We start from the raw sequence: 22,393 nt of genomic DNA on the forward strand, positions 1-22,393 counted from the left end.
ATGATCTTATGAATAATAGAGAAAAACTTGGTGTTTCGGAAAACATTTCTGATTATTCTCTAAATAATACTGATATAACAAGCATTTCTCAACTTAAAAGAATGCCTGAAGTAATTGAAGAATTAAATTGGCCAATTGAATTGCAAGGAAAAGGTTTGACTGACAGAATAAATAAAAAGATGTTTGTTGAATTTCCTGAAGGTGATGTATTATTGTCTTACGTTACCACTATTCATGAGCTAGGGCATCTTCGACAGAATGAAATTAATCCTGAGCTAGAGGCTGAATCAAATAAATATTTAAAATTATTAGCAGAAGAAAAAGATGCTTGGGCCAGAGGATGGGAACGATTTTCTAAATCAAATCAAGATATTGTTGATATATTAGAAAATAAATTTAGCGAAAATTTTAGCGATGGAGAAATCAAGTCTTTTAAAGAGTTGTATCTCTGGGTTGAAAGAAATGCGCTTAAAATGGTTGAAGCTCAAGCACCATTGTTTGAATGCGGTAAAGAAACCACAGAAGAAGAAAGATTTAAAATGTTAGCAGAAAGTTTAAAAAAAGTAGAAATTTCTAAATTCCTAGAGGAGTACAAAGGTTATCGTATTGATGAAGCTATTAATATTAAAGAAGCTCAGGCAGCAATTAAAAATACTGTTGAACAAATTATTAGTGAACAATAATTGTGTACTGAAACACCGACTCAGGTCGGTGTTTTATTTTTGACACAAAGTGTTTTTTGGGCTAAACTAAAGCCATAATAGCCCTTCGCATTAAGCTTCGGAGCTATAAATTATATGAAACAATCAATCCTTTTTACTAAAACAACCAAAGAAATACCGCATGATGAGACTAGTACAAATGCACAGCTTTTGCTAAGAGCTGGTTTTATTAATAAACTATCGGCTGGCATTTTTACTTTTTTGCCAATGGGCTTAAAAGTTCATGAAAAAATTTGTAATATAGTTCGCGAAGAAATTAATTTAATTGGCGGACAGGAAATTTTAATGCCGGCTTTGACTCCGAAAGATATTTGGGAAAAAACTGGTCGCTGGGATAGCTTCGACGCTTTGTTTAAATTAGAAGGTGGCGATGAAAAAGAATATGCCTTAGGTGCGAGCCATGAAGAAATTGTTACGCCTTTAATAAAACAATTTGTAAATTCATATAAAGATTTACCAATTGCGGTTTATCAAATTCAAACTAAATTTAGAAATGAATTACGTCCCAAAGCCGGACTTTTACGTGGGCGAGAATTTTCAATGAAAGATTTATATTCTTTTCATAAAGATGAGGCTGATCTTGATGCCTTTTATGAAAAAGCTGTTGTGGCTTATAAAAATATTTATAAACGTCTGGGCATCGGTGACTCGACTTTCTTGACTTACGCTTCGGGTGGCGCTTTTAGTAAAGCATCCGATGAATTTCAAACCTTAACCGAGGCCGGCGAAGATGTTATTCACATTTGCGAGGCTTGCCGCATTGCTATAAACAGTGAAATTAAAGACGAAAAAGCAGTTTGTCCAAAGTGTGGTAATGTTAAATTAACCGAGAAGAAAGCCGTTGAAGTAGGAAATATCTTTAAGCTTGGAACTCGTTTTTCCGAGGCCTTTGATTTCGAGTATATTGATGAGTCTGGCGCTAAACAACCGATTATCATGGGCTGCTATGGTTTCGGTCCTAGTCGTGTCATGGGCACATTAGTTGAAGTTTTGCATGATGACAGAGGAATAATTTGGCCCGAGGAAGTTGCGCCATTTAAAGTCCACTTGCTTGAGTTAAATTCTGCTGATAGCGAAGTGAAAACAAAAACCACTGAACTCTATGAGGCTTTACTAAAAGCGAATGTTGAAGTTCTATATGATGACAGAGAAAAAACAGCCGGTGAGAAATTTGCAGAAGCTGATTTAATTGGTTGCCCTTGGCGAATTGTTGTTAGTGAAAAAACTCTTAAAGAAAATAAAGTTGAATTAAAAGCACGCAGTAGCGAGAAATTTGAATTAATTGATTTTAAGGAAGTCGTTTCTAAATTAAAATAATACTGTGCTTAATAAATTTTTCGGAAAATTTAGCAAAGATTTAGGTATTGACCTGGGAACGGCCAATACTTTAGTTTACACGCCAGACAAGGGGATTGTTATTAATGAGCCTTCGGTTGTCGCCGTAAATATGCGTACTGAAGAAATTTTAGCTGTGGGTGAAGAAGCTAAGAAAATGCTTGGCAAAACTCCGGCTCATATTCAGGTTATTAAACCTTTGATTGACGGTGTTATTTCTGACTTTGAAGTAACCGAAAAAATGTTGAAATATTTTATTGATAAAGCTCACTCTGAACAATTTACTTTAGTGCCTCGCCCAAAAGTTGCGATTGGTATTCCGCTAGATATTACTGAAGTAGAAAAGAAGGCGGTTGAAGATGCTGCTAAATCAGCTGGTGCACGTGAAGTTCATTTAGTTGAAGAGCCAATGTTAGCTGCGATTGGTGCTCGCTTACCAGTTACTGAAGCTACGGCAACCATGATTGTTGATATTGGCGGAGGTACAACTGAAATTGCTGTTATTTCTTTGGCCGGCGCTGTTAACTGGAAAAATCTTCGCATGGCTGGTAATTTTCTTAATCATGATATTATTCAATACTTACGTGAAGAATTTAATATTTTGATTGGCGAACAATTAGCTGAAGATATAAAGATTAGAATTGGTTCAGCTGCACCACTTAGAGAAACATTGGAAATGGTTGTTCGTGGTCGTGATTTAATGAATGGTTTACCAAAAGAATTGCGCGTTACTGACGGACAAATTAGAGAAGCTATTTCTCGTAGTATTCATCAAATAATTGATAATATAAAATTGATTCTTGAAACAACTCCACCTGAATTAGTGGCTGATATTTATGAATACGGCATTGTTCTTACTGGTGGTGGCGCCTTGCTTAGAGGCTTAGATCAAGAAATTGCTCAAGCTACAAAGATTCCTGTGCGCGTGGCTGATGATCCTTTAACTTGCGTTGTTCGCGGCACCGGTATTCTTTTGTCTGATCCAAAATTATTAGAACGCGTACTAATTCCTAGTACTAAAGAGTTATAATCTAATACCTTTATTATGAATAAACGTCCCGTTGTTACACTGGCCGTTTTAGGCGGTATTGTGGCCTTCTTGATTATATTAGGCGCAACAAATAGTTTGCCATTTATTGGTGGAATCTTTCGAGCTATTCTAAATCCTTTTTCTACTATCACTCATCAAATTGCTGAAAAAATAAGACCAAGCAGTCTTGGTGATCTTTCAATTGGAGATATAAAAACTAAACTTGAAACTGTTGAAAAAGAAAATCAAACTTTAGCAGCAGAGAATGCAAGACTTCTAACTTTAGAAGATGAAAATAAACGTTTGCGTGATTATTTAGTTTTTGCTCAAGCTAACAAAGTTTCATTACAGATGGCTGAGGTTATTTCTCGCGGTGTAGCCGAAGACTCCTGGCATAATCGTAAAACCATTACTCTTAACCAAGGTTCAGATCAAGGTGTTAGCGTCGGTCTACCAATTGTTAGTTCAGAAGGTGTTTTAATTGGTAAAATAACTGCAGTCAAAAATAACATTGCTGAAGCTTGTCTTTTATATAGTGCTGATTGTCGTTTAGCAGTTAGTATCGCTGGGCTTGGTAAAACAGTTGGAATTGCACGCGGCGACCTTGGACTTAATGTTATTGTCGAGCTTATTCCTCAAAATCAAGAAATACTGGAAAAACAGGTTATTGTAACATCTGGCCTTGAATCTGGCATGCCGCCAGGCCTTCTAATTGGCTCTGTCAGCCAAGTTATTAAGCAAAGCAATGAATTGTGGCAAAGTGCTATTATCGAGCCTGCCGCTGACTTTGACAATATACGATTCGTTGCCATTCTTAAACAATAAATCAATGTATCGCCATTTTCTTACCAGTTTAATCGCGATCGTCGCCGTAGCTTTTTTAGATGCGGTTTTTGTTGGTTCTTTGCCCTTTGGTTTGCATCGTCTTCACTTATTACCTTTGGCTTTAATCTTTGTTTTACTTTTATCAAACATAAGATTGGCTTCATGGTGGGCTTTAGTCGGTGGCTTAGTTTTAGAACTATTTTCTTTTCGTTTTTTCGGGAGCTATCTAATAATTCTTTTCATAGTTTTAGCTATCATTCAATTCATGTTTGAAAAAGTTATTACTAATCGCTCTATTTACTCAATTGTTATTATTAGCGCAGTTGTTACTGTTGTTTGGGACCTTTTCTTCTTAGTGGTAGATTATCAAACAGAAATAATTGCTTATGGTGGGCTGGAAATAATTAAAATAATGATTTTATCTCTAATTGCAAATATTCTAGCGGCCAGTCTAACTTTTTATACTATCAATGCTTTCTCTCGACGTTTTAGACCAGTCTTCTTATCTTTTAGAAAATAGTTTTTATGATGATTTCACGTCGTCGACAATCTAATCGTAAAGATCCTTTTGTAATTCAAGAAGGTAAGCTTAGTTACGGAAATTTCAATGGTAAATTTCATCTTAATTGGGTTGAAGAAGCTTTTACACCAACCGAACGCGGCGAAGAAACGGTTGGTAATCATTTACCACCAAAATATATTTATTTTTTGCGCGTGATTGTGGCGATCTTTTTAACTATTTTGGGTAGTCGTTTATTATGGCTACAGATTGCCAAAGGGGATTACTATCGTGACTTGGCGAATGGAAATCGATTGCGTTTAGAGCATCCTGAAGCTAATCGAGGAATCATTTATGATGCCAATGGAAAAGATTTGGTTCATAACGTTGCTAATTTTTTGCTATATTGCGTGCCTGCAGATTTACCAAAAGATTCAAGCGAGCGAGATAAGTTAATTGATCATTTAGCAGATATTACCAAAGGTTTTGATGCAACAGAAATTAAAACTAAATTAAATGATTTAAAACCATCAAAGATTGAATATTATCAACCATTATTTTTGGCTGACAATATTGAGTATGATCAAGCTCTAAAAATTTATTTAGAATCATTTTCAGTGCCCGGTATTACCTTGTCTAGCGCTAGTCGCCGTAATTATGATTTACCTACTTTGTCTCTATCCCATGTCTTAGGTTATACCGGAAAAATTAGCCCAGAAGAATATTCGGCTAATTCAGATGTATATTCATCGATTGATTATATTGGAAAAGTTGGTTTAGAAAAATCATGGGAAGAAGAATTACGCGGCATTCCCGGTCTGAAACAAGTTGAAGTTGATGCTTTAGGCAAAGAAAAAAAAGTTGTTAGTGAAACGCCTTCTGTTCCAGGAAATAATCTACTCTTATCTTTAGACGTCACAGCGCAACAAAAGCTAGAAGCTATTATGGCAACCTACTTAGCCAAAGTTGGTTTAAAAAAAGGCTCTGCTGTGGTGCTCAATCCACAAACAGGCGAAATAATATCCTTAATTAGTTTGCCAGCCTATGATAACAATATTTTTGCACGTGGCGTTACTAAAGATGAGTATAAAGCCTTAGCTGATAATCCTGACAATCCTTTATTTAGTCGAGCGGTTTCTGGCGAATATCCATCTGGCTCCACGATTAAGCCGATTTACGCCGCGGCCGCTTTGCAAGAAAAGATTATTACTGAATCAACTTCGTTTCTTAGTACCGGAGGTTTAAGAGTAGGGCAGTGGATTTTTCCAGACTGGAAAGCTGGTGGACATGGACAAACTAATGTTAAAAAAGCGATTGCTGAATCAGTTAACACTTTCTTTTATTACATCGGAGGTGGCTATGATAATTTTGTTGGCTTGGGCATTGATAAAATGGTTTTCTATTTAAGAAAGTTTTTATTAGGCGCTCCTTTAGGTATTGATTTACCTCATGAAGGTTCTGGTTTTGTCCCAACTAAAGAATGGAAAGAAACTACCAAAAAAGAAAAGTGGTATATTGGTGACACTTACCACGTAGCGATTGGTCAGGGAGATTTAATTGTTACGCCATTGCAGGTTGCAGCTTATACTATGTACTTTGCTAACAGCGGAACAATTTATCGTCCACATGTCGTTAAAGAAATTGTTAAGCCAAGTGGTGAATCAGTTAAGAAGATTGAACCTCAGATTTTAGCTAAGGGCATGATTGATCAATCAAATATTCAGGTTGTGCGTGAAGGCATGCGTCAAACCGTGACCTCTGGTTCGGCGCGCAGTATGAGCAGCTTGCCAGTCGAGGCGGCCGGTAAAACTGGAACGGCGCAGTGGTCAACTAAAAAAGATCCACACTCTTGGTTTACGGGTTTTGCGCCTTTCAATAATCCATCGATCGTAATTACGGTTTTAGTTGAAGAAGGTAAAGGAGGGGACTTAATTGCTTCGCCTGTTGCGCGCGAGTTTATGCAGTGGTATTTTGGGGAATATAAGAAAGTAAAATAATATTATGGAAGAGAAAGCTTATTTTGATACTAATCAAAAAATAATTGATCAGAAAAAGCACAATATAATAATTCCAGTTTGTCTCGGTAATAAGTTCTTTGTTGCAGACAAAAAGGTTACTGATAATTTTCGTTATTACATTGACTACGCACTTAAAAGAACAAAGGAGAAAGTTTTAGTATTAATTGCTGATAAAGTTCAAGATACAAACTATATAGTTCGAAATAAGAACAAGAATGAGGCATCAAATAAACGAAGGGTCATGCGAGAGGGGCTGGAAGTCTATATTAGTGCTATAGAGTTGATTGAGAAAAAGTTTAAATCAAATAAGGATAGGTTGTTAGTAGTTAGATGGGAAGATTATGAAAAGAAAGATTTGTATTTTGAGGAAACAAGAATAATTGTTTATGATGAGTTTAGAAGCAACAAGGTTTTTGCTGCTCACGTTTTAGAAACAATTAAAACAACCGTATTGGATAAAAGTTTTAGTGAATCCGAATATCTGAGATTGTGTAATTACATTCTCGATGAATTTTCTTTGTGCTATTCGGGTGTAAACTATTACGATATTCAATACGATTTAATGATTTATCCAAATATCGACACCACTTTATATTTTTTTCAAGACTTGAAAGATGGTAAAATATACAAACGATTAACAGCAAAGTTGCCTAAAAAGAAGTTGGCTTATCTAATAATAAATTAAATCGATGCTTGAGTATAATCTTTATGTCAAGCATAATGATACTTTATATTCCGCTGCGGCAGAGTCTCCCAAAAGGGGGATTCTGCTGTTTGTTGTGGTAGGGTGAAATACCGGCAGATTTTCTAGCAGCTGAATCTGCTGTGGTCAAAAAAACAAATAAAAAAGTGTCGGAAACCAATGGTAACCGACACTAACGCTTGAACTGATATTTAAATTAACATTTTCCGAAGAGATCGGGATAGCTTTTCCATTCTCCGGTATTTTTATAGTGGACATATGGATTTGAGGGCCAGCCTTCTTCTGCTTTACGTTTTAATCTGTATTCATCATATGATGTAATACAATTCCTCTTCAAGAAATACTTTAAAACTTCATATGGTAGAAAGTCTTTCTTCTTTATTGTTTCCGGTCTATCTATGTTGAGCAAGTTATTCCAACCAACCCAATCTTTGTAGATTTTTTGATTTGGATTTGCCGGCCACTTAGTTAGGATATTTTCCCGTCTGAAATTCGTATAGTGCTGTCTTGAGGAAATTTTGTGTTTAGTGACCTCATCGCGTAGTTCTTCCAGTGAAATAATATGTCTCTCGAAGAAATCGTCAAAAGTCGTAAACTCAGGATAATCTCTTGGATTAGTTGGCCAATCCAGCTCTTGCGCAGCCATCTTAAGATAATCCGTTAAACTCTTTATGTTTAACTTATTAACCTTGATTTTAAGAAGACTGAATGGTATCCGTGATTTTTGTGTTGCTTTCGGTTTTCTTTTTACTAGTTTAGTATTAAGAAAATCTTCCCAGCCTTGCCAGCCTAACTTATGAAATTCTCTTTCCGGTCTCGCTGGCCAGTTGTATTTATTTCTTTGGGATTCGTATTCCGAATAATTTTTGACCCCCGACGCTTGTACTTCTTTCTTGATACGAGCAAATTTCGCTAGCTTAGTTTCGCAGTTTAGGAAGTCAATCCATCCATTCCAGCCAAAGTTCTTAAACTCTCTTTCTGGTCTGCTTGGCCATTTTTCTTTTGTTCTTTTAGCCTCATAATCAACGAAGTTTTTAATTCCCTTGGCTTGAACCTCAGCCCTAACTTTGATAAATTTATCCTTTTTGTTTTCCATTCTTTGCAATTGTTTTTGAAAAAATTGTTTTAATAATACTTTGACTGTGCAAAATAGTTTTTAATTTAAGAATCGTGAAAAATCCTCATTCATAAACTGTTCATGGCTTGGAATGTTGCCAGAACCAAATGCATCATTCAGGAACAAAAGAAAGCCTGCCGCAATTTCATTATCCTTGAAGCTAATTTCGCCTTCAATTGATATGTTTAGAATTACTTTACCGTCAGTAATAAAACTGACTCCACTTTTGTCGTCTGCTGTATATTTTAGATCTACCATCATTGGCAGGCGACTATGCAAATACAGTTGCATATCGCAGATAGATGGAAATAGATAGGTTAGAAAACCGATTGTACCCTGATATCTCAGTGAGCCAAGATACTGTCCGTATCTTCCTTTCCATTTCCACATGTTCTCTAAGTGTAGACAATAGTCTCGCACTTCGAATGGGATTGGCAAGCTTTTTAGTTTCAGAATTGATAACCTTGTTTTATTCGTCTCTTCTTCAAGTCTATCAAGTTTTGCTTGTTTGTTGCCATCGTCAGCCCTTTCTGCGATTCTTTTGAAATAACTAATGTACTTTATTTGTTCATAAATTAAATGAATGCAAATAATTGTCCATAGGTCTTTCTTTGTTAATTTTTTCATTTACGCTATTTTTTGAGTTTTAAAAATATTAGTTAAATTTTCTTAGCCGCTTAAATTTTAAGAAGCTTGGAAAATTTAGCTAATATAGAAAATACTCACTTTTTTAAGGTGCAGTTAACAACGAGATTATACTACAATACTATAATTGTGTCAACGTATGCTAAATACGCAATTTTGTTGCGGTGTAATCATCTCCCGTCAAATATTTTAAGAAATAAAAAAGCGTTAATGACCACGAATGGAAATCAACGCCTTTACTCTTTGTTTTTATTTTTTCATATCCAAATAACCAAGAAAGAAAAACATAGCCAATGTTACCGTTACGAAAATATCAAAGTTATTACTCAATATACCGGCCGTAATACCGGTGAAGAAACTTGCTACTAAGGCAAAAACGACTACCGTTTTACTCAAAGCGACTCCTGTTTAATATTTGAAAAAAGAACTTCATAGTAATTTTATATCATAATATTTACTATATGTCAAGTCTTATTAGCACTCTTGACGCGTGACTGCTAATAATGATAAAATGACAATGTTTAGAGATAATATATTTTATGGAAGAAAGAAAAAGGCTAATATTAGAAATAATAATTAAGGAACATATTGCTTCTGGCTGTCCAGTTGCTTCTAGTTCTATTGTGGAAAAGTACCATGTACCTGTTTCTTCGGCTACGGTTCGTAATGATATGGCTGAATTAGAGGAAGATGGCTGGATTGTTCAGCCATATACTTCAGCTGGTCGCGTACCAACTGAAAAGGCCTATGCTCAATATGCTAGCGAACTAGTTGATAAGCCATTAAGCAAGAAAGAAACTGATTTATTGATCGGCGCAACTAGCGATGATGAATTAGAAGTTAAACAAGCTGTTAAACAATTAGCTGCTTTATCTGGCGTTGCTGTGATTTGGGCATTCCATAAATATAATGTTTATTACACCGGCATTTCTAATCTTCTGCAGCAACCAGAATTTAATCAACCACAATTAGTTTATGATGTTTCATCTATTATTGATCGCATTGATGATATTGTTGGCGAAATTTTTGAACAAGTTAGCTTTACTCCAGAAATCAAAATTGGTCATGAAAGTCCTTTTGGAATTTTTTCTGGTGCAATTTTAAGCCGTTATCAAGCCCGCGATAGAGTTGGCTTAATTGGTCTAGTTGGTCCGGTTAGAATGGATTATGCTGCCAATAAAGCGCGCATTAACTACTTGGTTAATCAATTATCATTAAAAAATAATTAATTTCTATGGACGAACAAGAGGAACAAATAGTTGATCAGGCAGATGATAATCATGACGATTGTCAAAAACGCTGCGATGAATTAGATCATAAATACAAATTAGCCTTAGCTGACTATCAAAATTTATTAAAGCAGACCGCTAAGGAAAGAATTGATTTAGCAATGTATGCTAACGAAGCTTTAATCTTAGAATTACTTCCGGTGTATGATAATTTAAAACTTACCCTAGTTCATTATCCCTCTGACGGAGATAAGAATTGGTTAATTGGTTTACAGCATGTTATTCAGCAATTTAAAAAGACATTAGAAGATAATGGAATAAAAGAGATTGAAACTAAAGATAAAAAGTTTGATCACAATTTAATGGAAGCAGTCGAGACCACAGATAGCACAGATAAAAAATTGGATGAAACAGTAGCTAATGAGTTGAAGGGTGGTTATCTCTTGCATGACAAAGTAATTATCCCAGCAAGAGTTTCGGTTTATAAAATTTCCGCCAAAGGCGGATCCGCCCCTGGCGGAAAAAATTAAATCATTTATTAATCAATGTGTCATCCTGAACTTGTTTCAGGATCCATGTTAACGTAATTATTACGAAATAAAAACTAATAGGTTTATATCGAGGTAATACGAAATAATGGATCCTGGCCTTCGCCAGGATGACAAGACAACCATATGAGCTCACTAATTAAATGGATGCCAATGCTTGAGCCATTTGAAGAAATGGGAAGCATTCCGGCCATCGACATGTATGAAGATAAAGATAATGTCATTGTAGAGACACAACTTGCTGGAATTGATCCAGCTAAGGTCGATATCTCAATTGAGAATGATATTTTATCAATTAAAGGCGAAGCTGAGAAACAAAGTGAAATTGACGAAAAGAATTATTACCGGAAAGAGATTCGTCGTGGTAGCTTCTACCGCAGCGTTCAACTACCGACTCATGTTTTAGGCAATGAAGCGAAGGCAATTTCAGAATCTGGTATTTTAAAGATCATGATTCCGAAAGCGCCAGAAGCGAAGCCGAATAAGATAAAGATCGAGACTAAATAATATATTATAAAAATTTATGGCAAAAATACTTGGAATTGACTTGGGAACCACTAACTGCGCCATGGCTATCATGGAAGGTGGTCAACCAAAAATTATTGAAAACATTGAAGGCAATAGAACAACTCCTTCGATTGTTGCGGTTTCTAAAACCGGCGAACGTTTAGTTGGTTTAACTGCTAAGCGTCAGGCTGTAACTAACCCAGAGAATACAATCTTTGCGGTTAAGCGTTTAATTGGTCGTCGTTTTGATGATCCAGAGGTTCAACGCGACTTAAAGAACATGCCTTATAAGATTACTCAATCTGGCGATGGCGTTAAAGTAAAAATTCAAGATAAAGAATACACACCGCAAGAAGTTTCAGCTATGATTTTGTCAAAATTAAAAGCTGATGCTGAAGCTAAGATTGGTGAAAAAATTACTGAAGCTATTATTACAGTGCCGGCATATTTTGATGACAGTCAAAGACAGGCAACCAAAGACGCTGGTAAAATCGCTGGCTTAGATGTTAAGCGTATTATTAACGAACCAACCGCCGCCGCGCTAGCTTATGGCTTTGATAAAAAGAAAGGTCAGAAAGTTGCGGTTTATGATTTAGGTGGCGGAACTTTTGACGTTTCTATTTTGGAAATTTCTGAAGATACAGTTGAAGTTAAATCAACTAATGGTAACACTCACTTAGGTGGTGAAGACTTTGACCAGATTTTAGTTAACTGGATTATTGATGAATTTAAGAAAGATCAAGGAATTGATTTATCAAAAGACACACTATCTCTACAACGTATTAAAGAAGCGGCCGAAAAAGCTAAGATTGAATTATCAACAGTAACTGAGACTGAAATCAATCAACCATTTATTACATCAGATGCCTCAGGTCCAAAGCACTTAGTTATGAAAATGACTCGTGCAAAACTAGAATCATTAGTTGGTGATTTAGTAGAGCAAACAATTGAACCATGTAAAAAAGCTTTAGCTGATGCTGGTATGACAGTTAATGATTTACAAGAAATCATTATGGTTGGTGGTATGACTCGTATGCCTTTAGTCTTAGAAAAAGTAAAAGCTTTCTTTGGTAAAGAGCCAAACTTAACTGTTAACCCAGACGAAGTTGTTGCTTTGGGCGCTGCGGTTCAAGCTGGTGTTATGCAAGGTGATATTCGCGACGTTTTATTACTAGATGTTACACCGTTAACCCTAGGTATTGAGACGTTGGGCGGCGTCGCCACGCCTTTGATTGAAAGAAATACAACTATTCCAACATCAAAATCTCAGATTTTCTCAACAGCAGCCGATTCTCAAACCAGCGTTGAAATTCATGTAGTTCAAGGTGAACGACCGATGGCTAGCGACAATAAGAGTCTAGGCAGATTTATTTTAGATGGTATTCCACCAGCCCCAAGAGGAATTCCTCAGGTTGAAGTTGGTTTTGATCTTGATGCTAACGGAATTCTAAATGTTAAAGCCACTGATAAAGCCTCAGGTAAGGCTCAGCACATTACGATTACTGCTTCTTCAGGTTTGTCTAAAGAAGAAGTTGAGAAGATGCGTAAAGAAGCTGAACTACACGCTGATGAAGACAAAAAGAAGAAAGATTCAGCTGATGTCAAAAATCAAGCTGAAGCAGTTGTCTTCCAAACTGATAAATTATTGAGTGAATCAGGCGATAAGATGAAAGCTGAAGATAAGACTGATTTGGAAGCTAAGTTAAAAGCTTTGAAAGATGTTAAAGATACTGATAAGTATGATGACATTAAAAAAGCCATGGATGAGTTGAATACAGTAGCGCAGAAGATCGGCGCCGCGATGTATCAGCAGGCCGCTGACGCTCAACCAAAAGCCGAGGAAACTAAAGCCGAAGAGCCAAAGACAGAAGCTCCAGTTGAAGGTGAGTTTGAAGAGAAGAAATAAACATATATGTTTAAAGAAGGGATAAGCAGTGAATTAAAAGAGCCAATAGATAAATTTGTCTCAAAAGATGGCTATTATTTAGCTTATCTAGATGGTCAAATAAATTTAGCAAATATTAATAAAGATAATGTAGAAAAATTATCTTATGATGATATTGGTTTGAATAGAGCAAACAATTATTCTTGGGATGAAATTGAGAAGGCATTTGCTGAATCATATGGCGAATCTGAAGAATATGAAAAATGGAAAAATAATTAAATAACTGTCATTCCCGCGCAAGCGGGAACCCAGGAGTAAAACGTACAAACTTTAAAAATTATTATTCTATAATTAAGGTTAATACGGTAAAATCCTGGGTCCTAGCTTTCGCTAGGATGACAAATAAAAAAATAATATGGCCGAACAAAATAATCAGCAGGTTCAAATTAATGATTCAATTCCTGGTGGTGAATATGCTAACATTGCTTGGATTGATCATAACGAGGAAGAATTTCGTGTAATTTTTGGAAACATTGTTGGTGCTTCAGGAAAAGTTACAGCTAAAGTTGTAACAACACCAGGTCACTTCAAAAGAATTATCGCTGCTATGACAGAGAACCTAAAAAAATACGAAGATCAGTTCGGTGCAGTTAAACAAGCTGAACAGAATGAAAAAGAAATTGGCTTCAAAGGTTAATTTTATAATTTTTAATTTTGTAATTTTATACTTAATTTTTATTGTCTTAATTTTTAGTTTTGAAATTAAAAATTTAGAGCATTAACTAAAAATTAAAAACTATAAAACTATAAAATTTACAGTATTTCATGTCTAAAGATTACTACGATATATTAGATGTATCTAAAACCGCCTCAGAAGAAGAAATAAAAAAAGCTTTTCGTAAAAAAGCCCATCAACATCATCCTGATAAAGATGGTGGTGATGAAGCTAAGTTTAAGGAAATAAATGAGGCTTATCAGGTTTTAGGCAATAAAGACAAGCGCTCACAATATGATCGCTTTGGTTCAGCTTACTCAAACCAAGCCGGTGGCCAAGGCGCCAGCGGTTTTGGTGGTTTTGACGGATTTTCCGGACAAGGCATTAACATGGATGATCTAAGTGAAATGTTTGGCGGCTTTGGAGATATTTTTGGATTTGGCGGCGGACAGAATCGTCGTTCACATTCGACACGCGGTAGTGATGTACAGGTTAATGTTAGTATTCCATTTATGGAATCTGTTTTCGGCGTTGAAAAAGAAATAAAATTTTATAAAACAAGTACTTGTAAAGATTGTACTGGGACCGGAGCAGAAAAAGGTTCTGATGTAGAAACCTGTAAAAATTGTCATGGCTCTGGAATGGTTATGAAAATTCAACGTACTATTTTAGGCGCTATGCAGATGCAAACACCTTGTTCAGATTGTCAGGGTGAAGGTCGTATTATTACAAAACCTTGTAAACATTGTCATGGCACAGGTTTGTTTAAAGATGATGTAACAATGACAGTAAAGATTCCAGCTGGTATTTCTGATGGCGAAATGATTCGTTTAACCGGTCAAGGTGAAGCTGGCACTAAAGGCGGTGGAACAGGCGATTTATATATTAAAGTTTCAGTTAACAACGATAATCGTTTTACAAGAAAAGGCGATGACATTGTATCACAAGCTACAATTGGTTTTCCTGATGCTGCGCTTGGTACTAAAATTGATATTAATACAGTTGATGGTTTGGTTAGTTTGAAAATTCCTGAGGGCACTCAATCGGGCAAGATTTTTATACTAAAAAGTAGGGGAGTGCCGCATCTTAGATCTAATGGTCGTGGTAATCACTTAGTTGAAGTAATTGTTAAAACGCCGACGGATTTAAGTAAAAAACAGAAACAATTATTAGAAGAGTTTAAAAATTAAGTAAAACTACATAAATTAGGCCTTAATAGGCCTTTTTTGTTTACTATTGACAATACTTAAAATAAGTGTTATTATCTAGTATTGCTATTTTACATTATAATATTAAAAAACAAATTATATAAACTTAAAGGAAAGGTTCGCAGATGAAAAAGCTATTTTTAGTTTTATTCGTTATTTCTTCATTATTCATTGTAAATGTCATAAAGGCAGATCCAGTTATTGTTATTAAAAAAAGCACAAATCTCGAGAATTTTATTTTTGCTGCACCAACCAACTTTCCATATTCAGTCGATTTTACAGTTGAAGGTGTTATAAAAAATTCAGATGATGTGGGTGTGAAAACTAGCAGCGGATACGTTATAGACCAGACAGGTTGGAAAAAAGTACACTGCTTATTTGAAGATAAATTTTTAGTTACTTTTCTGAGTTTGTCTTCTACGTTGAGCGACGAATTGAATAAATTTCTAAACAATGAGTCAAAATCTGGTACATTTAAGTGGGTTATGAAAGACGAAGAAGAGATTTATGTAGGCAATTCTAAAACCTGGCTTGAAGGTTATTACACGTTCATGAGCATGAATAATACTTCTCACGAATGTAGTAGTCAGGGTGGTAAAATTACATTTACAATCAACAGAAAATACGGAACGGTAAAAATTCACATTAAGAATGTTAGGCCGTACTTTGATAAGCCTGAATTTCTGACAATGGACCCCAAAAAAGTTAAGGCAAATTTTCCCACAATGTATAGTAATTATGATTTTAATTCCCAAAGAACATGTAAGGTCTACATCCCTTCCTTTGACGGTTGCGGTGATGCAGGACTTAGAATAATTGCCAAAATAGACAATACTCCAGATAAGGACTACTCAACTATTAACGGCACGTTCATTCATGGTAAATATAAGAATTGTGGTTTCGAACTTAAGATACTTAAAGAGAGGCCAAGCCATGCATATATTGAACTTTTTCGAAAAGAAATTCCGGTCAGAGAAATTAATTCGGCTATCCTCACTATAGTAATGGGCAGAAATCAAAAGATAACTCAAAAAATAACCGGAGTTTTCTATTTAGCTCAAGACCTTCATAAAGTTGATCAGAATAATTACCGTAGAGATCAACTATTAATAGAAGGAACTTTTTCTGAATTAAATTCAGAATCAGTAAGTTTCTAAGATGCAATAAAGCATCAAAATTATTTATAGCTCACACGTAAAAAGGTGAGCTATATTTTTTTAGTTAATCTTGACTAATTATCGTCTTTAGGGTAAGGTTTTGACAAACAAAAAATTAAAACAATCGGAAAGGAATTTTAGAATGAGGAGAAAATTGCTCTTTTTATTGTTAATGTCAATTTTAGCTGTGTCTACTTTTGCTCAGCTCATTCAACCAGTTTTTATAGTTGAAAGTGTTGATTCAAAATTTAAAGACGTGAATGATTTTGTCTTTACAGGTAAGCCCGTGAGTAGCGATGAATGTGGAATCTTCTTCTATAATTGCGAAGATTTAGACTATTGTCCTCTCAATATTTTGTATAAAGGCAGGATGATATCAGTTTATCCGGAACATGATCTTGGTTTGAAAAAGTTTCTGGCTGAAAGTAAAAGTGCTTGCCATTCACGTCCACGTTGGTTTGACGAGGCCGCATCTGCTACTTAGCTGGCTTATAGATTTGATGAGATTAATGAAGCTTATATCCAAACTACTGATATAAAAAGTAAGTGCAGATTGATTGGTAATATTGAGTCCGGTCTAATTACGATTGAGTACCAATATAGATCCATGAAGATCGTTGTCTACTTTTCAAATCTCGAAGTTCCCTGGAAAGAGGCTGAGGAAGATAACGAAGAGGAAGAATAAGTTTTGTGTTAGTTTTTGCCCTGTTGTTTTTATTAACAGCAGGGCTTTATATTTTTTCGGATAACCTTGACAAAACGTTAATTGTATGATTATATGTAATATCCAGAAATGGATAAATTATTTGAATAATAATTGCTCATTTAAAAAAGCCTGCAGAAGGAGCAGGATAATAAATGGTAAAAATATTTATAACTTTAATACTTTCACTTTTAGTAATTAGCTGCGGGGATGAGACACTTTCCTCGAATCAGCCAACTCAGGGGTCTTTGACTAGCGCAGACTCAATCGTCTCGCTATACAAAAACATTTCCACTGGTTTGGTAAAATACTCTGAGTTACCCAATTCAGCAATAAGATTTGATTCTCTTGAGGAGCGCTCTCCTGACCCGCCATATTTTATGACAAAAGGAGTGCTTTACTTATATATTAAAGACGTACTTTTTGATTCAATAAAATATTATTCTTATCACGGCGGAATGTTTAGACCACCTGTATATGCTTGCATCACGAATGGAACATATATACTTAGCATAAAGAGCAGAGTAGATAATATGTATAATCAAGGAGAAGCGAATTGGTATTTAATGAAGAATGATGGAAGCGATGCATTTAAAATCCCGAAAGTCCTTTCCTTAAATGGAGCGGGTTTATACGAGGCTAATTACGTAAATATTTGTAACGTAAAGCCTGGGCCAACAATGCTCATTTTTTACGGGTTCTATTATTGTGACAGAGAAACCTATGTTACGTACAATATTCCCGACGGTTTTAAAAATTATCATCGTCGCCGCGAAACAGGCTGTGAAAGTCCATGGAAATGGATTACACAATAGTTTTAAGTCTTGCATTTATTTCGGTATCTGCAAGGCTTTTTTAATTTCTAAAAAACAAGTACAATAGCCTTATGAAACAAGCTAAGATTGTAGTTATTCTAGGTCCAACTGCTTCCGGCAAAACTAAACTAGGAGTAGAGCTGGCTCGCCAATTTAATGGCGAGATTATTAGTGCTGATTCAAGACAGGTTTATAAGGGTATGGACGTAGGAACAGGCAAGGATTTGGCTGAGTATGACAAGGGGAGAAATGGGGTGAATTATCACCTTATAGACGTCGCCTTGCCAAAGCAGCAGTATGACCTTAAAAAGTACCAAAAAGCCGCCTACGAGGCGATTTTAGGCCTTATAAAGCACGATAAACTGCCAATAATTGTCGGTGGTTCAGGTCTGTATTTGCAAGCCGTTGTTGATGGCTATGTTTTAACTGACAAAAAACCTGAGATATCTAAGCGAAGTGATTTAGAGAAAAAAAGTTTGAAGCAGATTCAGATGATGATTGCTAAGGCTGATAAGAATTTTTTTGAACGATTTAATAACAGTGAAAAGAATAACAAACGAAGACTGATTAGATATCTAGAAATAATTACTGCCAGTAAAAGTATAATTGCTGAAAAACCAAAAATTAAAAAACCACCCTATGACTTTTTAGTAATTGGTTTAGAGTTGGGTATGGAAACTTTGCGTAAAAGAATTAAGCAACGCATTTTAGATAGACTGGGTCCCAGCTTACGCTGGGATGACAATATGATAGAAGAGGTTAAGAAACTTCATGAAGCTGGTTTAAGTTATAAGCGATTAGAAAGCTTCGGATTAGAATATAAATTCATTGCTTTATATTTACAAAAAAAACTTTCCAAAGCTGAGATGATTGAAAAGTTGTCGATTGCGACTGGTCAGTTTGCGAAGAGGCAGATGACTTGGTTTAGAAGATGGGAAAAGCAGGGGAGAGAGATTGAATGGTTCAACGCAAAAGAAAATAAAAAAATAGTTAAAACAGTAAAACAATTCCTAAGTTCTAAGTAGTATTTTATTTTGTTGAGTTATATAAAGCTAAAATTTCAGCTGCTGATAAAGCACGATTATAAATTCGAACGTCATCTATAGAGCCATTGGTAAAATAACTACCAGCAAAAGAGCCGATTACTATGTTAGCTGAAGAAATCCCAACAGAAGCATTAGACGTTGAAGCTCTAGGTACGCCATTAACATATAAGGTCATGCTATTTAAGGAAGCATTAGCTACTCCAGCATAATGATTCCAGGTATTTATCACAGGATCGCTGCTATATACAGCATCATAACGCACAGAATCAAAAATAGTCCATCTGACTCCATTGCCAGGGCCATCAGAATATATATAATATGTTCCTGTATTTGGGTAATCATTTTTTAGTATAAGCATCCAGTTGCTTGTGTTTGTAATTTTAATCCATCCCATAACTGTAATAGACCTATTGTTTAGGTTCGAAGAATTTGAAATATTTATATTATTTATGCCATTAAATTGACCCGCATAAATTCCGGTTTTGCCGGAACTATAGTGAATACCAGCTCCACTCCAAGTTCCGGTGTTACTGTTTCCAGAAGAATCAATTGCTGTTGTTCCGCTGCCTTCATCAAATTTCCACCAACCAACTAGGCCAGGAGCGGTTCCAAAACCGGAGCTAGAACTAGAATTAACGCCAGCAGAGGTAGAGTTAACATTATTACCAAGACAAAAGTTAAGACTGTAGTTGCTGTTATCAGGAGTAGAAGAGTAAGTATAGTTATTATCACCACAACCTGAGTCATTTCTAGGGCTTGGATTATTAGGTATGTTATTAATATAAATTTTAGTACCATCAGCCGATGCTAGGGCATTACCTGGAGTAATGATTGTCGGATAATATCCATAGTCTGAGTAATATAATTCTAAGGCTGTGCTAATTTGTTTTATATCTGCTACTCTTCTAGCGTCTCTTGCTTTAGCCCTAGCGTTGCCTAACGCAATAATAGCCATAGTGGATAAGACTCCAATAATGGCTATTACTACAAGTAATTCAATTAAAGTGAAACCTTTTTCACTTTTTAGATTCATATTTTATAATGCTTTTACCTCATTTACAGTCTTGCCTTTTATAAAGCTTTTGATATTTTCAATTGTTGTCTTAGTAATTCTATCAACCGCTTCTTGACTATAGAAAGCGATATGCGGCGTGTAAATTACATTGTCTTTAGCAAGGAGTTTATGGTCTTTTATAAGCATGGCCATTTCTTTGTTATTAGATTTTTCGCGATGCAACATGTGGTGTTCTTCTAACAATAAATTCTCACCTTCTAGAACATCAAGTCCAATTCCTCTTAAGATTTTTTTATCGAGTGCCTCGATTAAAGCGCTAGTGTCAACCAAACCACCGCGAGCGGTATTAATTAATATCGCGCCTTTCTTAATTAGTTTAATATTCTTTTTGTTGATAATGTGATGAGTTGCTTTGCAGTATGGAAGATGCATTGAAATGACATCTGACTTTTTTAGCAATTCATTTAAGCCAACATATTTAAAGTTAAGAGTTTCTGATAAAAATTTGTCTCGATTTATATCATAAACTAAAACATCCATACCAAAGCCGCGAGCAATTCTAATAAGATGTAAGCCAATATGGCCACAACCAACAACACCAATAGTTTTGTCTTGTAAGTCAAAGCCTTTTAAGCCCTCGATAGAGTAATCTTTTTTTAAACTTCGCAAATATGATTTAAAAACATTTCTTGATAAATTTAAAATTAAGGCAAAGGCATGTTCAGCCACTGTGTTTTCACCATAAGTTGGCACGTTAACTACTTTAACTTTTTGGGCTGTTGATTGCTTTAAGTCAATGTGATCAAAACCAGTTGAGCGCGTAGCAATTAATTTGAGGTTTGGTAGCTCTTTAATAATTTTCGCGTCAATTTTAGAAGTAATAAAACTTGTAATGACATTAGTATTTTTAAACTTTTTAAGAGGTACTTTTTGAATTGGTTCCTTAAAAAATGTAATCTTTTGCCCTTTTAATTCTTTCTTAAACATGTCCTGTTCCCAAGGTTTTGTTTCAAAAATAGCGATGTTCATAGGTTTATTTTTAGAATGCCATCCTAGCGAACGCTAGGATCCAGGATTTGACCGAAACAGCTTTAATTGTAGAGTAATAATTTTTAAAGCTTGTACGTTTTACTCCTGGTTTCCCGCTTGCGCGGGAATGACAAATTATTATTTTTTTAATTCTTCTTCTAATAATTCTTTGACCACGGCTGGGTTAGCCGCTCCTTTGCTGGCTGCCATAACTTGACCGATAAAGAATTGAATAACTGTTACTTTACCTTTCTTGTATAATTCAACCTGATCTGGTTTGGCTGAGATAATTTTTTTAATAATTTCCTTAAGTGCAGTCTTATCATCAATTTGCGCTAAACCTAAACTATTCATGATAGAAGTTGGTTCACCGCCTTTATTCATCATAACACTCAAGATTTTTTGCGCCGCACTAGAATTAATTTTGCCTTGATGAACCATTAAAATAAATTCAGCTAAGTTCTCAGCGGTTAATTTTAGATCCTTAGCGCTTTGATTTTTTTCGTTAAGGTTTTTGCTTAATTCATTAATAATCCAGTTAACAGCTAATTTAGATAAAATAACTCTTTGTCTTTCCCAGTTATCACCTTTAGTTTTAACCCAGGCTTGTAACTCAGAAATAACGTCTTCAGTAAAAGACAAAAGATTTTTATCAAGTGCTACAACCATGGCATCATATTCAGATAGGCCATATTCTGCTCTTAAACGACTTTCTGTTTTCCACGGTAATTCAACCATGCGAGCTTTAATATCTTTAAGCCATGAATTTGTAATAACAACTGGTGGCAAGTCAGGTTCAGGGAAGTAGCGGTAGTCAGCTGAAGTTTCTTTAACGCGCTGTCTGACAGTTTCGCTCTTTTGGTCATTCCAGCCACGTGTTTCAGGTAAAATTGTTTCACCTTTGTCTAAGGCAATGCTTTGACGTTTAATTTCAAATTCTAAAGCACGCTCAAGAGAACGGAAAGAGTTAATATTTTTTAATTCAACCTTGGCGTTCAATTTTGCTTTGCCAACAGGAATAATCTGGCCATTTTTATATTTCCATGAACCCTTGGTCTGTAAGCTGATATTTCCTTCACAACGCATTTCTCCTTTTTCCATGTCAGCCGTAGAAATATTAAAGTAGCGCAAAACTTGCTGATAGCGTTGGCCAAAAGCTTTGGCTGTGGCAGGATCAGGAATAATTGGTTCAGTTACTAATTCTAAAAGTGGAGTTCCGGCGCGGTTGAAGTCAACTAGTGAGTCATCAGATAATGCTGGATGCGACAAACGTCCAGTGTCTTCTTCTAAGTGAATTCTGGTTATAGCAATTTTTTTGTCATTAACTTCTAATGAGCCGCCTTCACAAAAGGGGATATCATACTGTGAAATTTGATAGCCTTTTGGTAAATCAGGATAAAAATAATTTTTGCGATCAAATTTAGAATGCTGATTAATAGTGCAGTCTAAGGCTAAACCAAGCAGAATAGTTTTCTCAACAGCTTCTTTATTGACAGTCGGTAGTGTTCCAGGATGGCCAAGACAAATTGGGCAAACATTTGTGTTTGCTTCAGCAGAGGTTTCGTTCGCACAAGAACAAAACATCTTTGATTTAGTTTTAAGGCCAGCATGTATTTCTAGCCCGATAATTATGTCGTACATG

At 35.5% G+C, this 22,393-nt stretch carries 23 protein-coding genes; 18 read left to right on the forward strand and 5 right to left on the reverse strand.

Annotated elements, in window-relative coordinates:
- Positions 1 to 8: 8 nt before the first annotated feature.
- The 7 genes from NTY12_02370 (at position 9) to NTY12_02400 (ending at position 7,114) form a co-directional block, all read left to right on the forward strand.
- The gene (locus tag NTY12_02370; protein ID MCX6792845.1) at positions 9 to 683 is read left to right on the forward strand and encodes a hypothetical protein; all 675 of its coding nucleotides are present in this window, start codon (positions 9 to 11) and stop codon (positions 681 to 683) included.
- Positions 684 to 797: 114 nt separating this feature from the next.
- A complete protein-coding gene (locus NTY12_02375; protein MCX6792846.1) occupies positions 798 to 2,039 on the forward strand; it encodes a His/Gly/Thr/Pro-type tRNA ligase C-terminal domain-containing protein in 1,242 nt (413 codons plus the stop codon).
- A 4-nt stretch (positions 2,040 to 2,043) separates the two neighbouring features.
- Positions 2,044 to 3,087 carry a rod shape-determining protein gene (locus NTY12_02380; protein ID MCX6792847.1) on the forward strand — a complete coding sequence of 348 codons (1,044 nt, stop codon included), beginning with the start codon at positions 2,044 to 2,046 and terminating at the stop codon, positions 3,085 to 3,087.
- A gap of 15 nt (positions 3,088 to 3,102) precedes the next feature.
- A complete protein-coding gene (mreC, locus tag NTY12_02385) occupies positions 3,103 to 3,912 on the forward strand; it encodes a rod shape-determining protein MreC (protein ID MCX6792848.1) in 810 nt (269 codons plus the stop codon).
- Positions 3,913 to 3,916: 4 nt separating this feature from the next.
- Positions 3,917 to 4,432, forward strand: coding sequence for a hypothetical protein (locus NTY12_02390; protein ID MCX6792849.1), 516 nt, complete (start codon positions 3,917 to 3,919; stop codon positions 4,430 to 4,432).
- Positions 4,433 to 4,437: 5 nt separating this feature from the next.
- Positions 4,438 to 6,408, forward strand: coding sequence for a penicillin-binding protein 2 (mrdA, locus tag NTY12_02395; protein ID MCX6792850.1), 1,971 nt, complete (start codon positions 4,438 to 4,440; stop codon positions 6,406 to 6,408).
- A 4-nt stretch (positions 6,409 to 6,412) separates the two neighbouring features.
- Positions 6,413 to 7,114: a hypothetical protein gene (locus NTY12_02400; GenBank protein ID MCX6792851.1), complete on the forward strand. Its 702-nt coding sequence runs from the start codon at positions 6,413 to 6,415 to the stop codon at positions 7,112 to 7,114.
- A 214-nt stretch (positions 7,115 to 7,328) separates the two neighbouring features.
- Here NTY12_02400 and NTY12_02405 read toward each other — a convergent pair whose 3' ends face one another.
- Together NTY12_02405 and NTY12_02410 are read right to left on the reverse strand one after the other, a co-directional pair.
- A complete protein-coding gene (locus NTY12_02405; GenBank protein MCX6792852.1) occupies positions 7,329 to 8,237 on the reverse strand; it encodes a hypothetical protein in 909 nt (302 codons plus the stop codon).
- Between the two features lie 51 nt (positions 8,238 to 8,288).
- Positions 8,289 to 8,687, reverse strand: a complete 399-nt coding sequence (locus tag NTY12_02410) for a hypothetical protein (protein MCX6792853.1) — start codon at positions 8,685 to 8,687, stop codon at positions 8,289 to 8,291.
- 746 nt (positions 8,688 to 9,433) lie between these two features.
- On the opposite strand from NTY12_02410, the gene NTY12_02415 reads away from it, so the two are divergent.
- The 11 genes from NTY12_02415 (at position 9,434) to miaA (ending at position 18,686) form a co-directional block, all read left to right on the forward strand.
- Positions 9,434 to 10,123: a hypothetical protein gene (locus NTY12_02415; protein MCX6792854.1), complete on the forward strand. Its 690-nt coding sequence runs from the start codon at positions 9,434 to 9,436 to the stop codon at positions 10,121 to 10,123.
- 5 nt (positions 10,124 to 10,128) lie between these two features.
- Positions 10,129 to 10,653 carry a nucleotide exchange factor GrpE gene (locus NTY12_02420; protein MCX6792855.1) on the forward strand — a complete coding sequence of 175 codons (525 nt, stop codon included), beginning with the start codon at positions 10,129 to 10,131 and terminating at the stop codon, positions 10,651 to 10,653.
- Between the two features lie 144 nt (positions 10,654 to 10,797).
- Entirely contained in the window at positions 10,798 to 11,178 is a 381-nt protein-coding gene (locus tag NTY12_02425) for an Hsp20/alpha crystallin family protein (GenBank protein MCX6792856.1), read from the forward strand.
- 16 nt (positions 11,179 to 11,194) lie between these two features.
- Positions 11,195 to 13,084 (forward strand): molecular chaperone DnaK, encoded by a 1,890-nt coding sequence (gene dnaK, locus NTY12_02430; GenBank protein MCX6792857.1) that lies wholly within the window; start codon positions 11,195 to 11,197, stop codon positions 13,082 to 13,084.
- Between the two features lie 6 nt (positions 13,085 to 13,090).
- Positions 13,091 to 13,342 carry a hypothetical protein gene (locus NTY12_02435; protein ID MCX6792858.1) on the forward strand — a complete coding sequence of 84 codons (252 nt, stop codon included), beginning with the start codon at positions 13,091 to 13,093 and terminating at the stop codon, positions 13,340 to 13,342.
- Positions 13,343 to 13,478: 136 nt separating this feature from the next.
- Entirely contained in the window at positions 13,479 to 13,760 is a 282-nt protein-coding gene (locus NTY12_02440) for a DUF3467 domain-containing protein (protein MCX6792859.1), read from the forward strand.
- 128 nt (positions 13,761 to 13,888) lie between these two features.
- Positions 13,889 to 14,968: a molecular chaperone DnaJ gene (gene dnaJ, locus NTY12_02445; protein MCX6792860.1), complete on the forward strand. Its 1,080-nt coding sequence runs from the start codon at positions 13,889 to 13,891 to the stop codon at positions 14,966 to 14,968.
- Between the two features lie 143 nt (positions 14,969 to 15,111).
- Complete coding sequence (locus tag NTY12_02450) at positions 15,112 to 16,143, forward strand: hypothetical protein (protein ID MCX6792861.1); 1,032 nt, start codon at positions 15,112 to 15,114, stop codon at positions 16,141 to 16,143.
- Positions 16,144 to 16,285: 142 nt separating this feature from the next.
- Complete coding sequence (locus tag NTY12_02455) at positions 16,286 to 16,627, forward strand: hypothetical protein (GenBank protein MCX6792862.1); 342 nt, start codon at positions 16,286 to 16,288, stop codon at positions 16,625 to 16,627.
- Between the two features lie 599 nt (positions 16,628 to 17,226).
- Positions 17,227 to 17,661: a hypothetical protein gene (locus NTY12_02460; protein ID MCX6792863.1), complete on the forward strand. Its 435-nt coding sequence runs from the start codon at positions 17,227 to 17,229 to the stop codon at positions 17,659 to 17,661.
- A gap of 71 nt (positions 17,662 to 17,732) precedes the next feature.
- Positions 17,733 to 18,686, forward strand: coding sequence for a tRNA (adenosine(37)-N6)-dimethylallyltransferase MiaA (miaA, locus tag NTY12_02465; GenBank protein MCX6792864.1), 954 nt, complete (start codon positions 17,733 to 17,735; stop codon positions 18,684 to 18,686).
- Positions 18,687 to 18,690: 4 nt separating this feature from the next.
- Here miaA and NTY12_02470 read toward each other — a convergent pair whose 3' ends face one another.
- The 3 genes from NTY12_02470 to gatB form a co-directional block, all read right to left on the reverse strand.
- Positions 18,691 to 19,740 (reverse strand): prepilin-type N-terminal cleavage/methylation domain-containing protein, encoded by a 1,050-nt coding sequence (locus NTY12_02470; protein ID MCX6792865.1) that lies wholly within the window; start codon positions 19,738 to 19,740, stop codon positions 18,691 to 18,693.
- 3 nt (positions 19,741 to 19,743) lie between these two features.
- Positions 19,744 to 20,751: an NAD(P)-binding domain-containing protein gene (locus NTY12_02475; GenBank protein ID MCX6792866.1), complete on the reverse strand. Its 1,008-nt coding sequence runs from the start codon at positions 20,749 to 20,751 to the stop codon at positions 19,744 to 19,746.
- 138 nt (positions 20,752 to 20,889) lie between these two features.
- Positions 20,890 to 22,392 (reverse strand): Asp-tRNA(Asn)/Glu-tRNA(Gln) amidotransferase subunit GatB, encoded by a 1,503-nt coding sequence (gatB, locus tag NTY12_02480; GenBank protein MCX6792867.1) that lies wholly within the window; start codon positions 22,390 to 22,392, stop codon positions 20,890 to 20,892.
- Position 22,393: the final 1 nt, after the last annotated feature.

The sequence above is a fragment of the Candidatus Falkowbacteria bacterium genome (assembly GCA_026396835.1).
Classification (GTDB): Bacteria; Patescibacteriota; Patescibacteriia; order Patescibacteriales; family Patescibacteriaceae; genus Patescibacterium.

Excerpts from the sequence above, each read along its gene's own strand:
- NTY12_02370 (MCX6792845.1), top strand. The coding sequence starts at position 9 with ATGAATAATAGAGAAAAACTTGGTGTTTCGGAAAACATTTCTGATTAT.
- NTY12_02375 (MCX6792846.1), top strand. The coding sequence starts at position 798 with ATGAAACAATCAATCCTTTTTACTAAAACAACCAAAGAAATACCGCAT.
- mreC (MCX6792848.1), top strand. The coding sequence starts at position 3,103 with ATGAATAAACGTCCCGTTGTTACACTGGCCGTTTTAGGCGGTATTGTG.
- NTY12_02390 (MCX6792849.1), top strand. The coding sequence starts at position 3,917 with ATGTATCGCCATTTTCTTACCAGTTTAATCGCGATCGTCGCCGTAGCT.
- mrdA (MCX6792850.1), top strand. The coding sequence starts at position 4,438 with ATGATGATTTCACGTCGTCGACAATCTAATCGTAAAGATCCTTTTGTA.
- NTY12_02400 (MCX6792851.1), top strand. The coding sequence starts at position 6,413 with ATGGAAGAGAAAGCTTATTTTGATACTAATCAAAAAATAATTGATCAG.
- NTY12_02415 (MCX6792854.1), top strand. The coding sequence starts at position 9,434 with ATGGAAGAAAGAAAAAGGCTAATATTAGAAATAATAATTAAGGAACAT.
- NTY12_02420 (MCX6792855.1), top strand. The coding sequence starts at position 10,129 with ATGGACGAACAAGAGGAACAAATAGTTGATCAGGCAGATGATAATCAT.
- NTY12_02425 (MCX6792856.1), top strand. The coding sequence starts at position 10,798 with ATGAGCTCACTAATTAAATGGATGCCAATGCTTGAGCCATTTGAAGAA.
- dnaK (MCX6792857.1), top strand. The coding sequence starts at position 11,195 with ATGGCAAAAATACTTGGAATTGACTTGGGAACCACTAACTGCGCCATG.
- NTY12_02435 (MCX6792858.1), top strand. The coding sequence starts at position 13,091 with ATGTTTAAAGAAGGGATAAGCAGTGAATTAAAAGAGCCAATAGATAAA.
- NTY12_02440 (MCX6792859.1), top strand. The coding sequence starts at position 13,479 with ATGGCCGAACAAAATAATCAGCAGGTTCAAATTAATGATTCAATTCCT.
- dnaJ (MCX6792860.1), top strand. The coding sequence starts at position 13,889 with ATGTCTAAAGATTACTACGATATATTAGATGTATCTAAAACCGCCTCA.
- NTY12_02450 (MCX6792861.1), top strand. The coding sequence starts at position 15,112 with ATGAAAAAGCTATTTTTAGTTTTATTCGTTATTTCTTCATTATTCATT.
- NTY12_02455 (MCX6792862.1), top strand. The coding sequence starts at position 16,286 with ATGAGGAGAAAATTGCTCTTTTTATTGTTAATGTCAATTTTAGCTGTG.
- NTY12_02460 (MCX6792863.1), top strand. The coding sequence starts at position 17,227 with ATGACAAAAGGAGTGCTTTACTTATATATTAAAGACGTACTTTTTGAT.
- miaA (MCX6792864.1), top strand. The coding sequence starts at position 17,733 with ATGAAACAAGCTAAGATTGTAGTTATTCTAGGTCCAACTGCTTCCGGC.
- NTY12_02470 (MCX6792865.1), bottom strand. The coding sequence starts at position 19,740 with ATGAATCTAAAAAGTGAAAAAGGTTTCACTTTAATTGAATTACTTGTA.
- NTY12_02475 (MCX6792866.1), bottom strand. The coding sequence starts at position 20,751 with ATGAACATCGCTATTTTTGAAACAAAACCTTGGGAACAGGACATGTTT.
- gatB (MCX6792867.1), bottom strand. The coding sequence starts at position 22,392 with ATGTACGACATAATTATCGGGCTAGAAATACATGCTGGCCTTAAAACT.